The sequence below is a fragment of the Streptomyces sp. NPDC048751 genome, assembly GCF_043198595.1.
GTDB lineage: Bacteria > Actinomycetota > Actinomycetes > Streptomycetales > Streptomycetaceae > Streptomyces.
Genome location: NZ_JBICUX010000001.1, coordinates 1,002,732 through 1,018,163, shown reverse-complemented (window position 1 = coordinate 1,018,163; position 15,432 = coordinate 1,002,732). Strand labels below are relative to the sequence as shown.

Sequence of the window (15,432 nt, the reverse complement as noted above, 5' to 3'; positions counted from 1 at the left end):
GGAGAGCGAGCGGATGGTTCAACACGAGTTCGGGACCTGATCACTTGATCGTTCCGGGCCCGCCGTCACACCCACAAGTGGCATAAGACGCGACTGCCGATAGATTTCTGCCGTGGCCGTTTCGATGACATCACAACGCCCTGTCCGGCGGCATCGTGTCGCCGTGCTCGCACTTGACGGAGTGCTGCCGATGGAGGTCGGCATGCCGTTCCATATCCTCGGTCTGCCAGAACTGCCTTACGAGGTGATGCTCTGCGGTCGCGTCCCGGGTCCCGTCGAAACGGACAAGGGATGGCCCCTGCTCGCCACGCACGGTCTCGACGCGGTCCGCGACGCGGACACCGTGATCGTGCCCGCCTTCCGCGGATACCTCGACGGCTCACGGGACGACGCGGTGGCCGCACTGCGCCAGGCACACCTCAACGGCGCCCGCATCGCCTCGATCTGCACAGGAGCGTTCGCGCTCGCCTCCGCAGGGTTGCTCGACGGTAGGCGCGCGACGACACACTGGCGCTACGCCGACGAACTCGCCCGCCTCCATCCGAAGGTCGAGGTCGAACCCGACGCACTCTACGTCGACGCCGGAGACGTCCTCACCTCCGCGGGCGTGGCCAGCGGCATCGACCTGTGCCTGCACCTCCTGCGGCGCGACCACGGAACGGCCGTCGCAAACGCGGTGGCACGAGAGATCGTCGCCGCACCGCATCGGGAAGGCGGACAGGCGCAGTTCATCAGGAGGCCGCCGGCACCGCCGAGCAGGACTGGCCTCGGCCCGACTCTGGAATGGGCGCTGACCCGCCTTGACAAGCCACTGACGGTCGCCGACCTGGCCGCACACGCCCGGCAATCCACCCGGACCTTCGTGCGCAGCTTCGCGGCCGAGACCGGCACCACCCCTATCAAGTGGCTCAACACGGCACGCGTCGACCGAGCCCGCGAACTCCTCGAAACCACCGACGCCACCATCAGCCACATCAGTCAGGTTTGCGGCCTCGGCACCCCGGCGAACTTCCGGCAGCACTTCCGCCGCACCACAGGGACCACACCGAGCGAATACCGCCAGGCTTTCGCCGTGATCTGACGCCTGCCCAGCCGACTCCCTGTCGGCCAGGCGACAGACTTCTCCAGCAGGCCGGGGCCCCCGGCCAGCCGCGTGATAGAAACGGAGGATCGCCAGGACATCGGCAGTGGGCCAGACCCGCAGATTCGGGCACTCAGCGTCAGCCGGACACGACAGCACGACCTCCGCCCGAGGCACCAGGGACACGTACGTCCCGCAGCGACCCCACCAGGTCCGGATCGAAGAAGCACTTAACGTCATGGGTGGCCTCCGCCCACAGGACCACGAGAGGGCATGCCATCGCGCGCACCCACGTTTGGCTCCATGCCCGCGTCACAGCATCACCTGCTGACACCTCGTCAGCTAAGTCAGCAGAAGTCAGCAAGCGGACTGCCACACGCAGCCGCACTTCGGAATCAACAGTCCGCCCGCGACCAGGCACGCCCGACCACTTCTCGCATGCCGCTCTCAACAGCCGGGAGCAAGGAGCCGGGAAACCGCGACCTCCTGCCCCCAGCAGCCCAGCTCACCCGTCTCAGCAGGTCAGCGCACCCTTCCTCTGGGCTTCAACGCCACGGGCGGCAGCTCTGGGGCCGGAAGCGGGGCTCCGTCGTACCCCTTCACCTCACCGAACCGGGAACCCGTCATCCAGTCCGCACGAGCCTGCACGATCTCTTCCTGGGACCGCCCGATCCAGTTCCAGAACATGATCAGCTCCTCCTCGAACGGCTCGCCGCCGAGCAGCATCAGGCCCGCGTCGGACTCGGCGCGTACGGGGAGTTCGGTGCGGCCGCAGCCGAGGTAGAGCATGGAGCCGGGCAGCAGGGGCACGCCGTCGACGTGGGCCTCGCCGGACATGGAGAGAACGGCGTACTCGAAGTCGGGCTCCAGGGGCAGGCGTACGTCCGCGCCGTGGGCCAGGGTGAGGTCGGCGCCGACGATCGGGGTGTACGTCGTGCCGGGCGAGGTCGCCCCGTCGAGGCCGCCGAGGATCAGTGTGGCCTTCAGGCCGGGGGCCGTGACGACCGGCAGGTCGCCGTGGTGTTCGAAGTGTGGGTCGGTGTGGCGGTGGCTGTCGGGGAGCGCGACCCACAGCTGGGCGCCGTGCAGCAAGCGGGCGTGGGACCTGGGGCTCTCCTCGGAGTGGCTGATGGCCCGGCCCGAGGTCATCAGGCCCAGTTCGCGCGGACGGATCGTCTGCAGGCTGCCGGTGGAGTCGCGGTGCAGCACCTCGCCCTCGTGGAGCCAGCTCACCGTCTGCAGGCCCATGTGCGGGTGCGGGGGCACCTGCATGCCGGGCTCGTCGGCGATGTCATCGGGGCCGTAGTGGTCGACGAAGCACCAGGCACCGACCATGCGGCGGCCCAGGTTGGGCAGCAGGCGGCGGACCTCGGTGGACTCGCCGAGCTTCACACGGCGAGGGCTGAGAAGTTCGCGGACCGGCTCCGCCACGACGAAACCACGGCCGCCGCACACGGCGGGAACCGCCTCGCGATCAAGATTGCTCATGTCGCCCAACCTAGTCCTGTGGGAGCCGTCGCGTCAGCGCGTCCTCGACCGGCGGCGAAGGGGCCCAGCGCCGCCCCCCTCACGTAGTGGAATATTGAATCAATCTACTCCGTTGTCGGCCTCGAAGGAGGTCAGCGTGGACATCACGTACTACGACCACGGAACACAGGCGGAGCGCTGGGAGCGCGCGCGGATGTTCTTCGACGCCAAGGACTACGCCGCCGCGGCCCGCGTCCTGAACGGGCTGGTCGAGGAGGTGCCGGAGCAGACAGGACCGCGGCTCCTGCTGGCGCGCGCCTACTACCACTCGGCCCAACTGCGGCGCGCCGAGTCCGAGTTGCGCGCCATCGTCGAGCGTGACCCGGTGGAGCACTACGCGCGGCTGATGCTGGGCCGCACCCTCGAACGCCAGGGGCGCCACGAGGAGGCCGGACCACACCTGCGCCTCGCCTCGGCCCTCGCGGGCGACTTCGACGAGATCTGATCCCGCCTACCCCTTCCATATGCGCGGGCCCGGCTCCCCCATGGAGCCGGGCCCGCCGCACGTCCGCACCTGCCCTGCCGCTACGCCGCCTTCCCGTACGTCCGCCGTCCCCGCCGGTACGCGATCTCACCGAGAGCCACGTCCACCACGACGAACGCCACCAGCGGAATGCCCAGCAGCGGTACGAAGTAGCCGAGGACGGCGACCGCGGCCGCCAGCGGGACGAGGATCTGCGGGGGCACCTGCTGCCAGGCGCCGCGCGGGATCGGGCGGCCGAAGGCGGACCCGCGGCCGCGCTGCCACCACATGCGGTAGCCCCACACGATCAGCAGGACCAGCGAGAGCGCCAGCAGCATCAGGGCGATCTGGTTGACCAGGCCGAAGAGGACGCCGGTGTGCAGGTCGATGCCCCAGCGGGTCAGCTTCGCCAGAAGCGGGTAGTCGGCGAACCGCAGGACGTCGGTGACCTCGCCGGTGGCCGGGTCGATCGCGACCGCGTCCTGCTTCTCGGGCCAGCTGCGCTGCACCTGCTTGACGACGTACGCGGAGGAGGCGTCGGCGGGCGGAACGATCTCGACCGGGTCGCCGAGCCCCTCGGCGCGCGCGGCCGCCAGCACCTTGTCCAGGCCGACGCCGTGCCCGGCGTCCCCGCCGGAGCCGGAGCCGGCCGCCGCGCCGTGGCCCGCGTGATCGCCGCCCGCCGTCGTGGACACCGACGGGGTGGAGTGACCGAGCGAGGTGCGCAGCTCGTCGATGTTGGCGCCGGCGTACGTGGACCAGGTCAGGCCGGTCGCCGAGAGGAAGAGGAAACCGACGGCGGCCCACACGCCGACGCTGCCGTGCAGACCCAGGGTGCGGCGCCGTCCACTCGTCCCACGCACCTTGCGCTGGGCGCGGCGCCGGGAGAACCACAGCACCAGGCCGCCACCCGCGATCACCCACAGCCAGCTCGCGGCGAACTCGCTGTAGAGCCGGCCGTTCTCTCCGAGGTGCAGATCGCGGTGGAACTCGTCGATCCAGGTGCGCAACGGCAGCGCACCGGTCGCACCGTACTGTTCGAGGGAGCCGCGCACCTTGGCGGTGTACGGGTCGACGAACACGGCGAGAGTGTGGGTCGGGTCGACGCCCTCGACGCCGGACAGCAGCACCCTGGTGGTGGCGTCGGCCTCCGGGGAGGGACGTACGGCCGAGACCGTGCCCTCGGGGTAAGCCTTGCGGGCGGCGGCCACCTGCTGCGAGATCGGCTGCTTCGTCTCACCCACGGACACCGTCATCTCGTGGGCGTACACGAGCTTCTCGGCCTGGAACGCGCCGGCGTAGAGGAATCCGGTGACGGCGGCGACGAGCAGGAACGGTGCCACGAACACGCCGGCGTAGAAGTGCAGTCGCAGGATCAGCGGGCGCAGCGGGGCCCATCTGCCGGGGGTCGGCGCGGGGGCGCTCGGCTGCGGGGCCTCGTCCGATGGGGATCCCCCCGCTGGAGCGGAGCCGGATGTGGGGGAGGGCGAGGAAGCGGTGGTCATCGGCGGGTTTCTCCGGGGTCCGGGGCCTGTCTCAGCCCGTGTCGCTCCAGTAGTCGGGGGGCGACATGGCCGAGTTCCCGGCGACGTCAGTGGCCTGCGTCACACGAGGGCGTTGCGCCGGAGCGCACCGGTCGTCGTGCGGTGCCGTGGCATCCTGGCGCGATGGCATCTTCCCCTGACCGCGCGCCCCTCGCCGAGCGGGTCGAGGAACTCCTCGCCACCGACGGCCCGTTGCCCATCGTCGCGGCCGGCGACCCGGTGCTGCGGCGCGGCACCGAGCGCTTCGAAGGCCAGTTGGAGCCCGCGCTCCTCGCCCGTTTCGTCGAGGCCCTGCGCCGCACCATGCACGCGGCGCCGGGCGTCGGCCTCGCCGCGCCGCAGGTCGGCGTGGCGCTGCGGATCGCGGTCATCGAGGACCCGGCGCCGGTTCCGGAGGAGATCAGAGTGGTCCGGGGCCGGGTGCCGCAGCCGTTCCGGGTGCTGGTCAATCCGGTCTACGCGCCCGTCGGCACCGCCCGTGCCGCGTTCTTCGAGGGCTGCCTGAGCGTGCCGGGCTACCAGGCGGTGGTGGCGCGGCACGCCGAGGTGCGGCTGACCGGTGCGGACGAGCACGGGCGCCCGCTGGACGAGGTGTTCACTGGCTGGCCCGCACGGATCGTGCAGCACGAGACGGACCACCTCGACGGCGTCCTCTACCTGGACCGGGCCGAGCCGCGCTCGCTGTCGTCGCACCAGGCGGCGGCCGAGTACTGGGCGCAGGCGACACCGGAACGGGCGGCTGCCGCGCTGGGGTTCCGCCTGCCGGACTGAGTGCCTCGGGCTGCGGGCCCTGGACTGAGGGCTCCGGCTGAGTGCCCTGGGCTGAGGACGGGTGATCCCGCGATCGGGCTGAGCGGAAGGCTCGTTGTCCTACCGTGAAACGGAGTTCACCTCCAACGCGCTGCACAACCTCGGCGCCGCCCTCTGCTGCTGGGGCAGTTCGCCGCCGCGGCCGAGCTGCTGAGCGAGGCGGTCGGGATCGTCCCCGACCTTGGGGAACGTGAGCTCGAGCAGCGGGCCCGGGCCGCCGAGGAGGTGGCCCGCACCGTTCGGCGCGAACCCTCCCCCGCCTCCTCAGAGCCCTCGGCTCACCCCCGATAGGCCTCCAGCAACCGCAGCCACACCTCGCTGACCGTCGGATACGACGGCACCGCGTGCCACAGCCTGCTGATCGGGACCTGTCCGGCGACGGCGATCGTCGCCGAGTGGATGAGTTCACCGACGCCGGGTCCGACGAAGGTGACGCCGCGCAGGATCTCCTCCTCCAGGTCGACGACCATGCGGGCGCGCCCACGGTAGCCGTCGGCGTAGAGGCCGGCGCCGGCGACCGAGGAGAGGTCCACGTCCACGGCCCGGACGCGGTGGCCGGCCTGTTCGGCCTCCGCGAGGGAGAGGCCCACGGCGGCGGCCTCAGGGTCGGTGAAGACGACCTGGGGGACGGCGGCGTGGTCGGCGGTCGCGGCGTGGGCGCCCCACGGCTCCGACTCGGGGATCGCCACGCCGGAGGCGCGGGCGGCGATGGCTGCGCCGGCGATGCGGGCCTGGTACTTGCCCTGGTGGGTGAGCAGTGCCCGGTGGTTGACGTCGCCGACGGCGTAGAGCCAGTCGGTGCCGGTCACCCGCAGGCTGTCGTCGACGGAGAGCCAGCTGCCGGGCTCCAGGCCGACGGAGTCGAGGCCTATGTCGTCGGTGCGTGGGGCGCGGCCGGTGGCGAAGAGGATCTCGTCGGTCTCGATGCGGTCGCCACGGTCGGTGACGACCACGACGCCGCCGTTCTCGCGGGCCACCGACTCCACGGAGGTACCGGTGCGGATGTCGGCGCCGGCCTCGGTGAGGGCCTCGGCGACCAGTTCGCCGGCGAAGGGCTCCATGCGGTTCAGCAGGCCCTTGCCGCGTACGAGGACGGTGACCTCGGAGCCGAGGGCCTGCCAGACGGTGGCCATCTCCGTGGCCACCACTCCCCCGCCGACCACGACCAGGCGGCCGGGGACGGTCTGCGCGCTCGTCGCCTCCCGGCTGGTCCAGGGCTTGATGTCGGCGAGGCCGGGCAGGTCGGGCAGCTGGGCGCGGCTGCCGGTGCAGACCACGACCGCGTGCCGGGCGGTGAGGACGCGCCGCTCGCCGTCGGGGCCGGTGACCGTCACCGTGCGTTCTCCGGTGAGACGGCCGTGGCCGCGGTGGAGGTCGGCGCCGATGCTCTCCAACCACTGGATCTGGCCGTCGTCCTTCCAGTTCGAGGTGTAGTAGTTGCGGTGTTCGAGGACCGCGGCCGCGTCGAGGGGGCCCTGCACGGCCTGGCTGAGGCCCGGTACGCGGCGGGCGTCGGCGCGGGCGATGACCGGGCGCAGCAGGGCCTTGCTGGGCATGCAGGCCCAGTACGAACACTCGCCGCCGACCAGTTCGCTCTCCACGACCGCGGTGGTGAGGCCGGCCGCGCGGGCGCGGTCGGCGACGTTCTCCCCCACGGGCCCGGCTCCGAGCACCACGACGTCGTACGCGATGGTTTCCGTTTCCGTCATGGGGTCAGTCTGGTGGGTGGTGTGCGACGAAGCCACATGGGTATGCGCGCCGGACACCATGCGGAATAGGTGGTCGTGCGGCCGTGTTGTGCCGACGGCTTCGCCCCCGAACCCAGGAAGAGGGATTCACGCCATGAGCAGCACCGTGGAGCTCACCAAGGAGAACTTCGACCAGACGGTCACGGACAACGAGTTCGTCCTGATCGACTTCTGGGCGTCCTGGTGCGGGCCGTGCCGTCAGTTCGCGCCGGTCTACGAGAAGGCGGCCGAGGAGAACCCGGACCTGGTGTTCGGCAAGGTGGACACCGAGGCGCAGCCGGAGCTGGCCGCGGCCTTCGGCATCCAGTCGATCCCGACGCTGATGATCGTACGAGACCAGGTCGCCGTGTTCGCACAGCCGGGCGCCCTGCCCGAGTCCGCCCTGACGGACGTCATCGGACAGGCCCGCAAGCTCGACATGGACGAGGTCCGCAAGTCGATCGCCGAGCAGCAGGCCGACGCCCAGGCCGAGTAACTCCGCGTAACTCCGCGCGGGGCGGCGCCCTCCCCGTGGAGGGGATGTGCGGGGCGCCCTCCGCCGGGCCCTGGCGTCGACTCCCGCCTACCCGACGGCGCCCCCGACCGAAAGGACGACCGTCAGTCGGCGACAGTCCCTAGAAGGGGTACGGCGCCACATCCCCCCGCACCGTCGTCCAGCGCAGCTCCGTGAAGGCCTCCAGGTTGGCCTCGCCGCCGAAACGGGCGCCGGTGCCGGAGGCGGCGATGCCGCCGAAGGGGGCCACGGCCTCGTCGTTCACGGTCTGGTCGTTGATGTGGACGATGCCGGTGGGGATGCGCTCGGCGAGGTCGAGTCCGCGCGCCGTGTCGCGGGTGACTATGCCCAGCGAGAGGCCGTACGGGCTGTCCGCGGCCAGGGCCGCCGCCTCGTCGGCGGTGTCGAAGGGTCGCACGGGCGCGACCGGGCCGAACACCTCCTCCGCGTAGGCGGGGGTGTGGTCGTCGACGCCGGACAGGACGGTCGGGCGGTAGAAGAGCTGGTCGTGGGTGCCGCCCGCGGCCAGTTTGGCGCCCCCGCCGGTGCTCGCCTCGACCAGTGCCCGCACCTTGGCGAGCTGGGTGCCGTCGATGAGGGGCCCGAGGTGGACCTGAGCGCGGTGCGGGTCGCCGACGGCGAGGGAGTCGGCCTTGGCGGCGAGCCGCTCGACGTACTCCTCGTAGAGGGACCGGTGCACCAGGTGACGGCCGGTCGTCATGCAGACCTGGCCCTGGTGGAAGAACGAGCCCCAGGCGGCCGTGGAGATCACGGCGTCGAGGTCGGCGTCCTCCAGGACCACCAGGGCGGAGTTGCCGCCGAGTTCGAGGTGGGCGCGCTTGAGGTGGCGGCCCGCCGCCTCGCCGACGGCGCGTCCGGCCGCCGTGGAGCCGGTGAACGAGATCACCGGTACCCCCGGGTCCGCCACCAGTGCCTGGCCCACGTCGGGGCCGCCGGGCAGAACCTGCAGCAGCCCCTCGGGCAGGCCCGCCTCGGCGAAGACCGCCGCGAGGGAGAGCCCGCCGCAGACCGCGGTGCGCGGGTCCGGCTTCAGTACGACCGCGTTGCCCAGCGCGAGCGCGGGGGCGACGGAGCGGATCGAGAGGATCAGCGGAGCGTTGAACGGCGCGATCACACCAGCGACGCCCACGGGGACCCGCCGGGTGTACGACAGGCGCGGGGCCTCGCTGGGCAGCACCTGGCCGGCCGGCTGGGAGGCGAGGGCGGCGGCCTCGTAGCACTCCTGGGCCGCGACGTGCAGTTCGAAGTCCGCCTTGCCGGCTATGGAACCCGACTCGCGCACGAGCCACTCGCGCAGCTCCTCGGCGTGGGCCGCGAACAGGTCACCGGCCTTGCGCAGCACCCCGGCGCGGACGAAGTGGGGAACGCGGGCCCATTCGGTCTGGGCGGCGCGGGCCGCCTCGACGGCCGGGCGGACGTCCTGCGCGGCGGCGAGGGTGACCGTGGCGAGCCGGTCGCCGGTGGCGGGCTCGGTGACGGCGTACTCGGGGCCCGACAGAGTGCGGGACTGCCAGGTCTTCTGGTCGAGCAACGGCATGGCGGCTCTCCGATTCAGCATGCGGTGGTCGAACGCGTACCCTTTGGTTGAGCGCTCAACAGCCTAGCGGGAGGGGACGCGGGTGAGCACCGCGTGAGCCTGGCGATTCAACTCGACTCGCGCCGCACCACCGTCGCACCGTACGTCTCACGCGCCTCGGGCTCCGCTCCCGGATTGCGCACCGCGCGGTCGACGAGTCCGGCCAGGTCGCGCCCCGAAGGCAGCTCGATGCGAATGGTGCTGAGCCGGGGGCGCAACAGCCGGCCGAGCATGAGGTCGTCGGCGCCGATCACGGCCGTGTCCTCGGGGATGCGCACGCCCTCGTCCTGGAGGGCACGCATCAGCAGCATGGCGTACTCGTCGTTGTACGTGAACACGGCGTCCAGGCCCAGGTCCCGCCAGCGGGCGGCGAGGGCGGCCGCGGACTCCTCCGTGTGGGCGAGCGGCAGCTCGGTCACGGTGGCGTCGGTGCCGCGCAGGGCGGCGCGGGTGCCGTCCAGGCGGGGCCGGGAGAACATCTCCATGCCCCGCTCCTGCGGGACGACGACGCCGATACGGCGGCGGCCGCGGGCGTACAGGTGCTCGGCCGCGCTCCTGCCGACGCCCTCGTGGTCCATGAGCAGCGCGTGGGCGCCCTCGACCGGCTCGGCGCCGAGCGTCACCACGGCCCGGGCTCCGGACCGCTTCAGGACGGCCACCCCGTCCGGGCCGATGCCGGGGCCGGGCACCAGCACCGCGACCGGCCGCAGCTCGGCCCAGGCACGGGCGGCCTCGTCACCGCGCAGGCCGCTGGCGCCGTACTGGACGACGGTGTAGTCGAGCCGGCTGAGCGCGCGCTGGAAGTCGTGCACGAACCGGCTGTACAGCGGGCCGGCCGGGACGGGCGGGGCGGGCATCAGGACGATCCGGGTGTGTCCCGCGCGCAGGCTGCGGGCCGCCGCGTGCGGCACGTACCCGAGTTCCTTCGCCGCCTCGTGGACCCGGCGGCGCGTCGGCTCGCTGATCCGTACGGCGCTGGTGTTGTTCAGGACGTAGGAGACGGTCGCGCGCGAGACGCCTGCCAGGCGGGCCACATCGGCGCTCGTGGGTACCGGGCGCGGTGCGGGGGACGGCAGGGGCGCGGGCGTTTTCGGTATCTGCACCATGACGTACGGCATCTTGGCAGAAGCGCGGAGCCGGGGTCCGGGCGGGGGAACATGGTCCCGATTTCTACGAACTGGCGTGCATATGGGGGCGGTTCACTCCGTACGGGCCGTCTCGGCGACGTACGCGTCACTGGGCAACGTACGCGTCACCCGAGCGACGTCCGCGTCACCCGGGCGACCAGGTCGCACCAGGCCACCTCCAGGCGCTCGATCGGCATCCCGCAGCGGCTGGTCAGGTGGTGGACCAGGACGGGGTTGAGGCTGCTCATGAGTGTGTGGGCGAGGACCTCGCTGTCCGCGTCCGGCACCGCCTGCCGCAGCAGCAGGGCGACATGGCCGTGGTGCAGTTGCCGGACCGGGGCGGAGAAACGGCGCTCGGGGCTCGGTTCGGCCGCCAGCTGGAGGTCCAGCTCGTCGACCGAGCGGCGCAGCAGGGCGCAGCCGAACGCCCGCAGCCGCTCCGCGGGGGGTGCCCCGGGGCCCAGCGGCGGCGGGCCGCCGAGGAAGGCGGCCTGGAACTTCTTCTCGGAGTGGTCGAGCAGTGCCGTCAACAGGCCGGTGCGGTCGCCGAAGCGACGGAAGACCGTGCCCTTGCCCACGTTGGCCGCGACCGCCACCGCCTCCATGGTGACCCCGGCCGCGCCGTGCTCCGCCACCAGTCGCCCGGCCGCCTCCAGCAGCCGGGCCCGGTTGCGGGCCGCGTCGGCACGCAGGCAGGGCTCCTCCTCGATGGGGCCGACCTGCAACAACTCGGTCGCGGCGAGTGACTGTCGCGTCTTCGGGAACGGCGGCGGGGCGGCGGACATGAAAACAGCGTAAAGCACTGGGAACAAAACTGGACCGCGGTCCGCTTAGGGTGATACAAAGCTAAACGGACCCCGGTCCGGATCCAACGGCACTTTTTCGCACGTCAGGGAGTTAGCATGTCCGTTCGCATTCTTGCGCTCGTCGGCAGCCTTCGCGCCGGTTCGACCAACCGCCAGCTCGCCGAGGCAGCCGCCAAGCTCGCCCCCGAGGGTGCGAAGGTCGAGCTGTTCGAGGGCCTGGCGGAGATCCCGTTCTACAACGAGGACATCGACGTCGAGGGCGACGTCCCGGCCGCCGCCGCCAAGCTGCGCGAGGCCGCGCAGGCCTCCGACGCCTTCCTCTTCTTCTCGCCCGAGTACAACGGCACCATCCCGGCCGTCCTGAAGAACGCCATCGACTGGCTGTCCCGCCCGTACGGCGCCGGAGCCTTCGGCGGCAAGCCGGTCGCCGTGGTCGGCACCGCGTTCGGCCAGTTCGGCGGCGTCTGGGCGCAGGACGAGACCCGTAAGTCCGTGGGCATCGCGGGCGGCAAGGTGATCGAGGACATCAAGCTCTCCATCCCCGGTTCCCTGACCCGCTTCGCCGAGACCCACCCGGCCGACGACACCGAGGTCGCCGCCCAGCTGACCGAGGTCGTCGAGCGCCTGCACGGCCATGCCACGGAGCCGGCCGCCGCCTGATCACTGCCTGATCGCCGTCTGAGACACGAAGGGGGCCGGAGTCTTCCGGCCCCCTTCTCGCGTGCCTCGGATCGCTCTGCCCGATCGTCCTGCCCGATCGCCCTGCCGGATCGCTCTGCGGTCGCTCGCCGAGAGGTCGAGCAAGCGATTTCTGAGTCAAGCTGCCGAAAAATCGTTCAAGCCCGCGACCACTGGCCGTCATCTCTGATTGGCTGGACGGATGCAGACACTTTATCGACGACTGCTGACTCTGATGCCTCGACTTGGTTTGCACGTGACCGACCTCGGTCCGGGATCGGCGGTGGTCTCCCGGCGCAACCGGCGGGTCAGAATGCCCCTGGCCCAGGGCGCGGACGTGGTCGCGCGGGACAACGGCCGCTGGTCGGTGACGGGCGCAGGCGAGGACACCTGGGTGGTGCGGCGCCGCAAGTCCCGCGCGGAAAGGGAACAGGGGGGCGCCCAGTCGACGAGTGTCAAGCTCGGCGACAGCGGCGCGCGCCTCCTGCTCGACCCCGCCGCCCTTCAGGACGAGCGCAAGCTGCAGCTCGCGGCGGCCGAATACCTCTGCCACCAGCACGTGGCCGCCATGCTGGAGTTCTACGGCGTGAACTGCGTGTTCGACGTGGGCGCCAACGCCGGCCAGTACGCCCGCCGGCTGCGCCGCCACGGCTACACCGGACGCATCGTGTCCTTCGAGCCCACCGCCGGGACCTTCGCCAAGCTCCAGAAGGCCGCCGAGAACGATCCGGACTGGTGGGTGTACCACTACGGCCTCGGCCGCGAGGACACGGCGAGCACCATCCACATCGGCTGGAACAGCATGAACTCCGTCCTGCCGCCCAGCGACTACGGCAAGGACCGCTATCTGCGGTTCGCCAAGTCCGAGACGGAGGAGATCCAGATCCGCCGCCTCGACGGCATGATGGAGAAGGCCCTCGACGGCATCACCGACCCGCGCCCCTTCCTGAAGATGGACACCCAGGGCTACGACCTGGAGGTCTTCGCCGGAGCCGGTGAGCGCGTCGGGGAGTTCGTGGGACTCCAGTCGGAGGTCGCCGTGCTGCGGCTGTACGAGGGCAGCCCGGGCATGAGCGAGGCGATCGCCACGTACGAGGCGGGCGGCTTCGGGATCACCGGGATGTACCCCGTCACCCGTGAGGCCAACACGGGCCGGGTGATCGAGTTCGACTGCGTGATGATGCGCGCGGACGCGGCCCCGGCGACGGACTGACCCCGCGTCGGACCGACCCGCGCTACGCCCCGCTCGCCTCGGCCTGCTGCTCCAGCTTCCTGGACGCCCTGAGGCTGGTGAACGTCGTGATCGCCAGGACGAGCACGATGAAGCCGAGCGAGAACGGGATGCTGATCTCCGGGACGTGGACCCCGGACTCGTGCAGCGCGTGCAGCACCAGCTTGACGCCGATGAAGCCCAGGATGATCGACAGGCCGTACGACAGGTGGACCAGCTTCCTCAGCAGGCCGCCGATCAGGAAGTACAGCTGCCTGAGGCCCATCAGCGCGAAGGCGTTGGCGGTGAACACGATGTACGGGTCCTGGGTCAGCCCGTAGATCGCGGGGATGGAGTCGAGCGCGAAGAGCACGTCGGTGGAGCCGATCGCGAGCATCACGACCAGCATCGGGGTCATGATCCGCTTGCCGTTCTCCGTGATGAACAGCTTGGTGCCGTGGTAGCGGTCGGCGACACCGAAGCGGCGCTCTACGGCCTTGAGCAGCTTGTTCTCCTGGTACTCCTCCTCGTGCTCCTCCTTGCGGGCGTCCTGGACCAGCTTCCACGCGGTCCAGATCAGGAAGGCGCCGAAGAGGTAGAACACCCAGGAGAACGCCGAGATGATCGCGGCGCCGGCGGCGATGAAGCCGGCGCGCAGCACGAGCGCCATGATGACGCCGACCATCAGCACCCGCTGCTGGTACTGCGTCGGCACCGCGAACTTGCCCATGATCAGGACGAAGACGAAGAGGTTGTCGACGCTCAGCGACTTCTCGGTGATGTAGCCGGCGAAGAACTCACCGGTCGGCTGTCCGCCGCCGTAGAGGAACACCCCGAGGCCGAAAACGCACGCCAGCACGACCCAGACGATCGTCCAGGTCCCCGCCTCCCTCAGTGTCACCTCGTGGGGTTTGCGGCCGATGAAGAAGTCGACGCCGACCAGGGCGCACAGGGCCACGACGGTCAGTATCCAGACGGTGAGGGACACATTCACGGGAGGTACTCCTGGGCCTGCGAAGATCCTGTGGGGGAATGGACATCGTTGTCGGGTGGCTGGATCCCTTCCACCTCCGAGGGGTGAACAAGAGGTCACGTCCTGGTAAGGAATGGGTTCGGGTGTTCGGGCGGCCACCCGCCGAATGGCGGGCAGGTTCCGCCGTACGGCGGCGGTCCGGGCGGCCGGGCGTGCGCTCATCATGGGCCGCACGAGCCGCCGCGTTCCGCGTGAGGAGTAGCCATGACCTCGGTCCCACCCCCGTTCGACCCCGAACTCGCCGCCGCCCTGGAACTGATCAAGGACATGATCTCGCCGGGCATCACCCCGGAGGAGATCGACGACGCCCGCCGGGGTCCCGGCATCGAGATGCTGGCCGAGCTGGATCTGACGCTGGACGGGTTCTTCGAGGTGGAGGACCGGGAGGTGCCCGGCCCCGAGGGTTCGCCTGCGATCTCGCTGCTGATCTGCCGTCCCACGGCCCCGGCGGCCTCCGGTCCGCGCCCCCTGATCTACCACGTCCACGGCGGAGGCATGATCCTCGGCAACAACCGGGTCGGGGTGGACGGGCCGCTGGCCTGGGCGAAGGAGCTGGACGCCGTCGTGGTGTCCGTGGAGTACCGGCTCGCGCCGGAGCACCCGTACCCCGCGCCGGTCGAGGACGTGTACGCCGGGCTGGTGTGGACGGCCGAGAACGCCAAGGAGCTGGGCGCCGACCCGGAGCGGATCGTCATCGCCGGGGCCAGCGCGGGCGGTGGCCTGAGCGCGGCGCTCGCCCTGCTCCTGCGGGACCGCAGGGGCCCGCGCCCGCTCGGCCAGCTGCTCATGTGCCCGATGCTGGACGACCGCAACGACACGCCGTCGGTCCACCAGATGGCGGGGCTCGGCATCTGGGACCGTACGGCCAACGAGACCGGGTGGACCGCGCTCCTCGGCGAACTGCGCGGCGGCCCCGACGTCTCCCCCTACGCGGCCCCCGCCCGCGCCGACGACCTCTCCGGCCTGCCCCCGGCCTTCCTCGACGTCGGCTCCGCGGAGACCTTCCGCGACGAGGTCGTCACCTACGCCTCGCGCATCTGGCAGGCCGGCGGCGTCGCCGAGCTCCACGTCTGGCCCGGCGGCTTCCACGGCTTCGACGGCTTCGCCCCACAGGCCTCTCTCTCCCGCTCGGCCCGAGCAGCCCAACTGACCTGGCTGCGGAGGCTGCTCGCGGAGTGAGGGCGGGCGCCGGCCGCGGGGGGGATATCGCGCGCGGGGCTTGGTGGCCCAGGTTGATCGCGCCCCTCGGGTGGTGAACGCGCGAGGCCCGCGCTGATCCCGCTCCCTCGGCAAGCCGACACCACACCTACCGCCC

14 protein-coding genes and 1 pseudogene are annotated in these 15,432 nt (G+C 71.3%); 7 read left to right on the top strand and 8 right to left on the bottom strand.

Translation table 11 applies throughout. The features are described from left to right. The first annotated feature begins 124 nt into the window (after positions 1-124). Positions 125-1,081 carry a GlxA family transcriptional regulator gene (locus ACGFNV_RS04560; protein ID WP_393619294.1) on the top strand — a complete coding sequence of 319 codons (957 nt, stop codon included), beginning with the start codon at positions 125-127 and terminating at the stop codon, positions 1,079-1,081. 75 nt (positions 1,082-1,156) lie between these two features. Here ACGFNV_RS04560 and ACGFNV_RS04555 read toward each other — a convergent pair. Both ACGFNV_RS04555 and ACGFNV_RS04550 read right to left on the bottom strand, forming a co-directional pair. After that, positions 1,157-1,361 (bottom strand): annotated as a pseudogene (locus tag ACGFNV_RS04555) (hypothetical protein); the annotation flags it as partial. 242 nt (positions 1,362-1,603) lie between these two features. Beyond that, a complete protein-coding gene (locus tag ACGFNV_RS04550) occupies positions 1,604-2,569 on the bottom strand; it encodes a pirin family protein (RefSeq protein WP_393619293.1) in 966 nt (321 codons plus the stop codon). 136 nt (positions 2,570-2,705) lie between these two features. Between ACGFNV_RS04550 and ACGFNV_RS04545 the strand changes: the two genes are divergently transcribed. After that, complete coding sequence (locus tag ACGFNV_RS04545; protein WP_393619291.1) at positions 2,706-3,053, top strand: tetratricopeptide repeat protein; 348 nt, start codon at positions 2,706-2,708, stop codon at positions 3,051-3,053. A gap of 80 nt (positions 3,054-3,133) precedes the next feature. Here ACGFNV_RS04545 and ACGFNV_RS04540 read toward each other — a convergent pair whose 3' ends face one another. Beyond that, positions 3,134-4,576 (bottom strand): PepSY-associated TM helix domain-containing protein, encoded by a 1,443-nt coding sequence (locus ACGFNV_RS04540; RefSeq protein ID WP_393619289.1) that lies wholly within the window; start codon positions 4,574-4,576, stop codon positions 3,134-3,136. A gap of 162 nt (positions 4,577-4,738) precedes the next feature. Here ACGFNV_RS04540 and ACGFNV_RS04535 point away from each other — a divergent pair, with 162 nt between their 5' ends. Beyond that, entirely contained in the window at positions 4,739-5,386 is a 648-nt protein-coding gene (locus tag ACGFNV_RS04535) for a peptide deformylase (protein WP_133925324.1), read from the top strand. Between the two features lie 317 nt (positions 5,387-5,703). On the opposite strand, the gene ACGFNV_RS04530 is transcribed toward ACGFNV_RS04535, so the two are convergent. Next, positions 5,704-7,134: a dihydrolipoyl dehydrogenase family protein gene (locus ACGFNV_RS04530; protein WP_393619288.1), complete on the bottom strand. Its 1,431-nt coding sequence runs from the start codon at positions 7,132-7,134 to the stop codon at positions 5,704-5,706. Between the two features lie 133 nt (positions 7,135-7,267). Between ACGFNV_RS04530 and trxA the strand changes: the two genes are divergently transcribed. Beyond that, positions 7,268-7,648, top strand: coding sequence for a thioredoxin (trxA, locus tag ACGFNV_RS04525; protein WP_393619287.1), 381 nt, complete (start codon positions 7,268-7,270; stop codon positions 7,646-7,648). A gap of 139 nt (positions 7,649-7,787) precedes the next feature. Here trxA and ACGFNV_RS04520 read toward each other — a convergent pair whose 3' ends face one another. From ACGFNV_RS04520 to ACGFNV_RS04510, 3 genes are all read right to left on the bottom strand, one after another. After that, positions 7,788-9,224, bottom strand: coding sequence for a benzaldehyde dehydrogenase (locus ACGFNV_RS04520; protein ID WP_393619285.1), 1,437 nt, complete (start codon positions 9,222-9,224; stop codon positions 7,788-7,790). A gap of 107 nt (positions 9,225-9,331) precedes the next feature. Continuing rightward, positions 9,332-10,381, bottom strand: coding sequence for a LacI family DNA-binding transcriptional regulator (locus ACGFNV_RS04515; RefSeq protein ID WP_393619284.1), 1,050 nt, complete (start codon positions 10,379-10,381; stop codon positions 9,332-9,334). Positions 10,382-10,515: 134 nt separating this feature from the next. Further along, positions 10,516-11,175 carry a TetR/AcrR family transcriptional regulator gene (locus tag ACGFNV_RS04510; RefSeq protein WP_393619282.1) on the bottom strand — a complete coding sequence of 220 codons (660 nt, stop codon included), beginning with the start codon at positions 11,173-11,175 and terminating at the stop codon, positions 10,516-10,518. Positions 11,176-11,292: 117 nt separating this feature from the next. On the opposite strand from ACGFNV_RS04510, the gene ACGFNV_RS04505 reads away from it, so the two are divergent. Together ACGFNV_RS04505 and ACGFNV_RS04500 are read left to right on the top strand one after the other, a co-directional pair. After that, positions 11,293-11,856, top strand: a complete 564-nt coding sequence (locus ACGFNV_RS04505) for an NAD(P)H-dependent oxidoreductase (protein ID WP_393619280.1) — start codon at positions 11,293-11,295, stop codon at positions 11,854-11,856. A 274-nt stretch (positions 11,857-12,130) separates the two neighbouring features. Next, a complete protein-coding gene (locus ACGFNV_RS04500) occupies positions 12,131-13,087 on the top strand; it encodes an FkbM family methyltransferase (RefSeq protein ID WP_393619279.1) in 957 nt (318 codons plus the stop codon). 22 nt (positions 13,088-13,109) lie between these two features. Here the strand turns inward: ACGFNV_RS04500 and ACGFNV_RS04495 are convergent, their stop codons facing one another. Then, on the bottom strand, positions 13,110-14,078 hold the full coding sequence (locus ACGFNV_RS04495; protein ID WP_393619278.1) for a TerC family protein: 969 nt from the start codon (positions 14,076-14,078) through the stop codon (positions 13,110-13,112). Between the two features lie 243 nt (positions 14,079-14,321). Here ACGFNV_RS04495 and ACGFNV_RS04490 point away from each other — a divergent pair, with 243 nt between their 5' ends. Then, the gene (locus ACGFNV_RS04490; protein WP_393619277.1) at positions 14,322-15,296 is read left to right on the top strand and encodes an alpha/beta hydrolase; all 975 of its coding nucleotides are present in this window, start codon (positions 14,322-14,324) and stop codon (positions 15,294-15,296) included. Positions 15,297-15,432 lie beyond the last annotated feature (136 nt).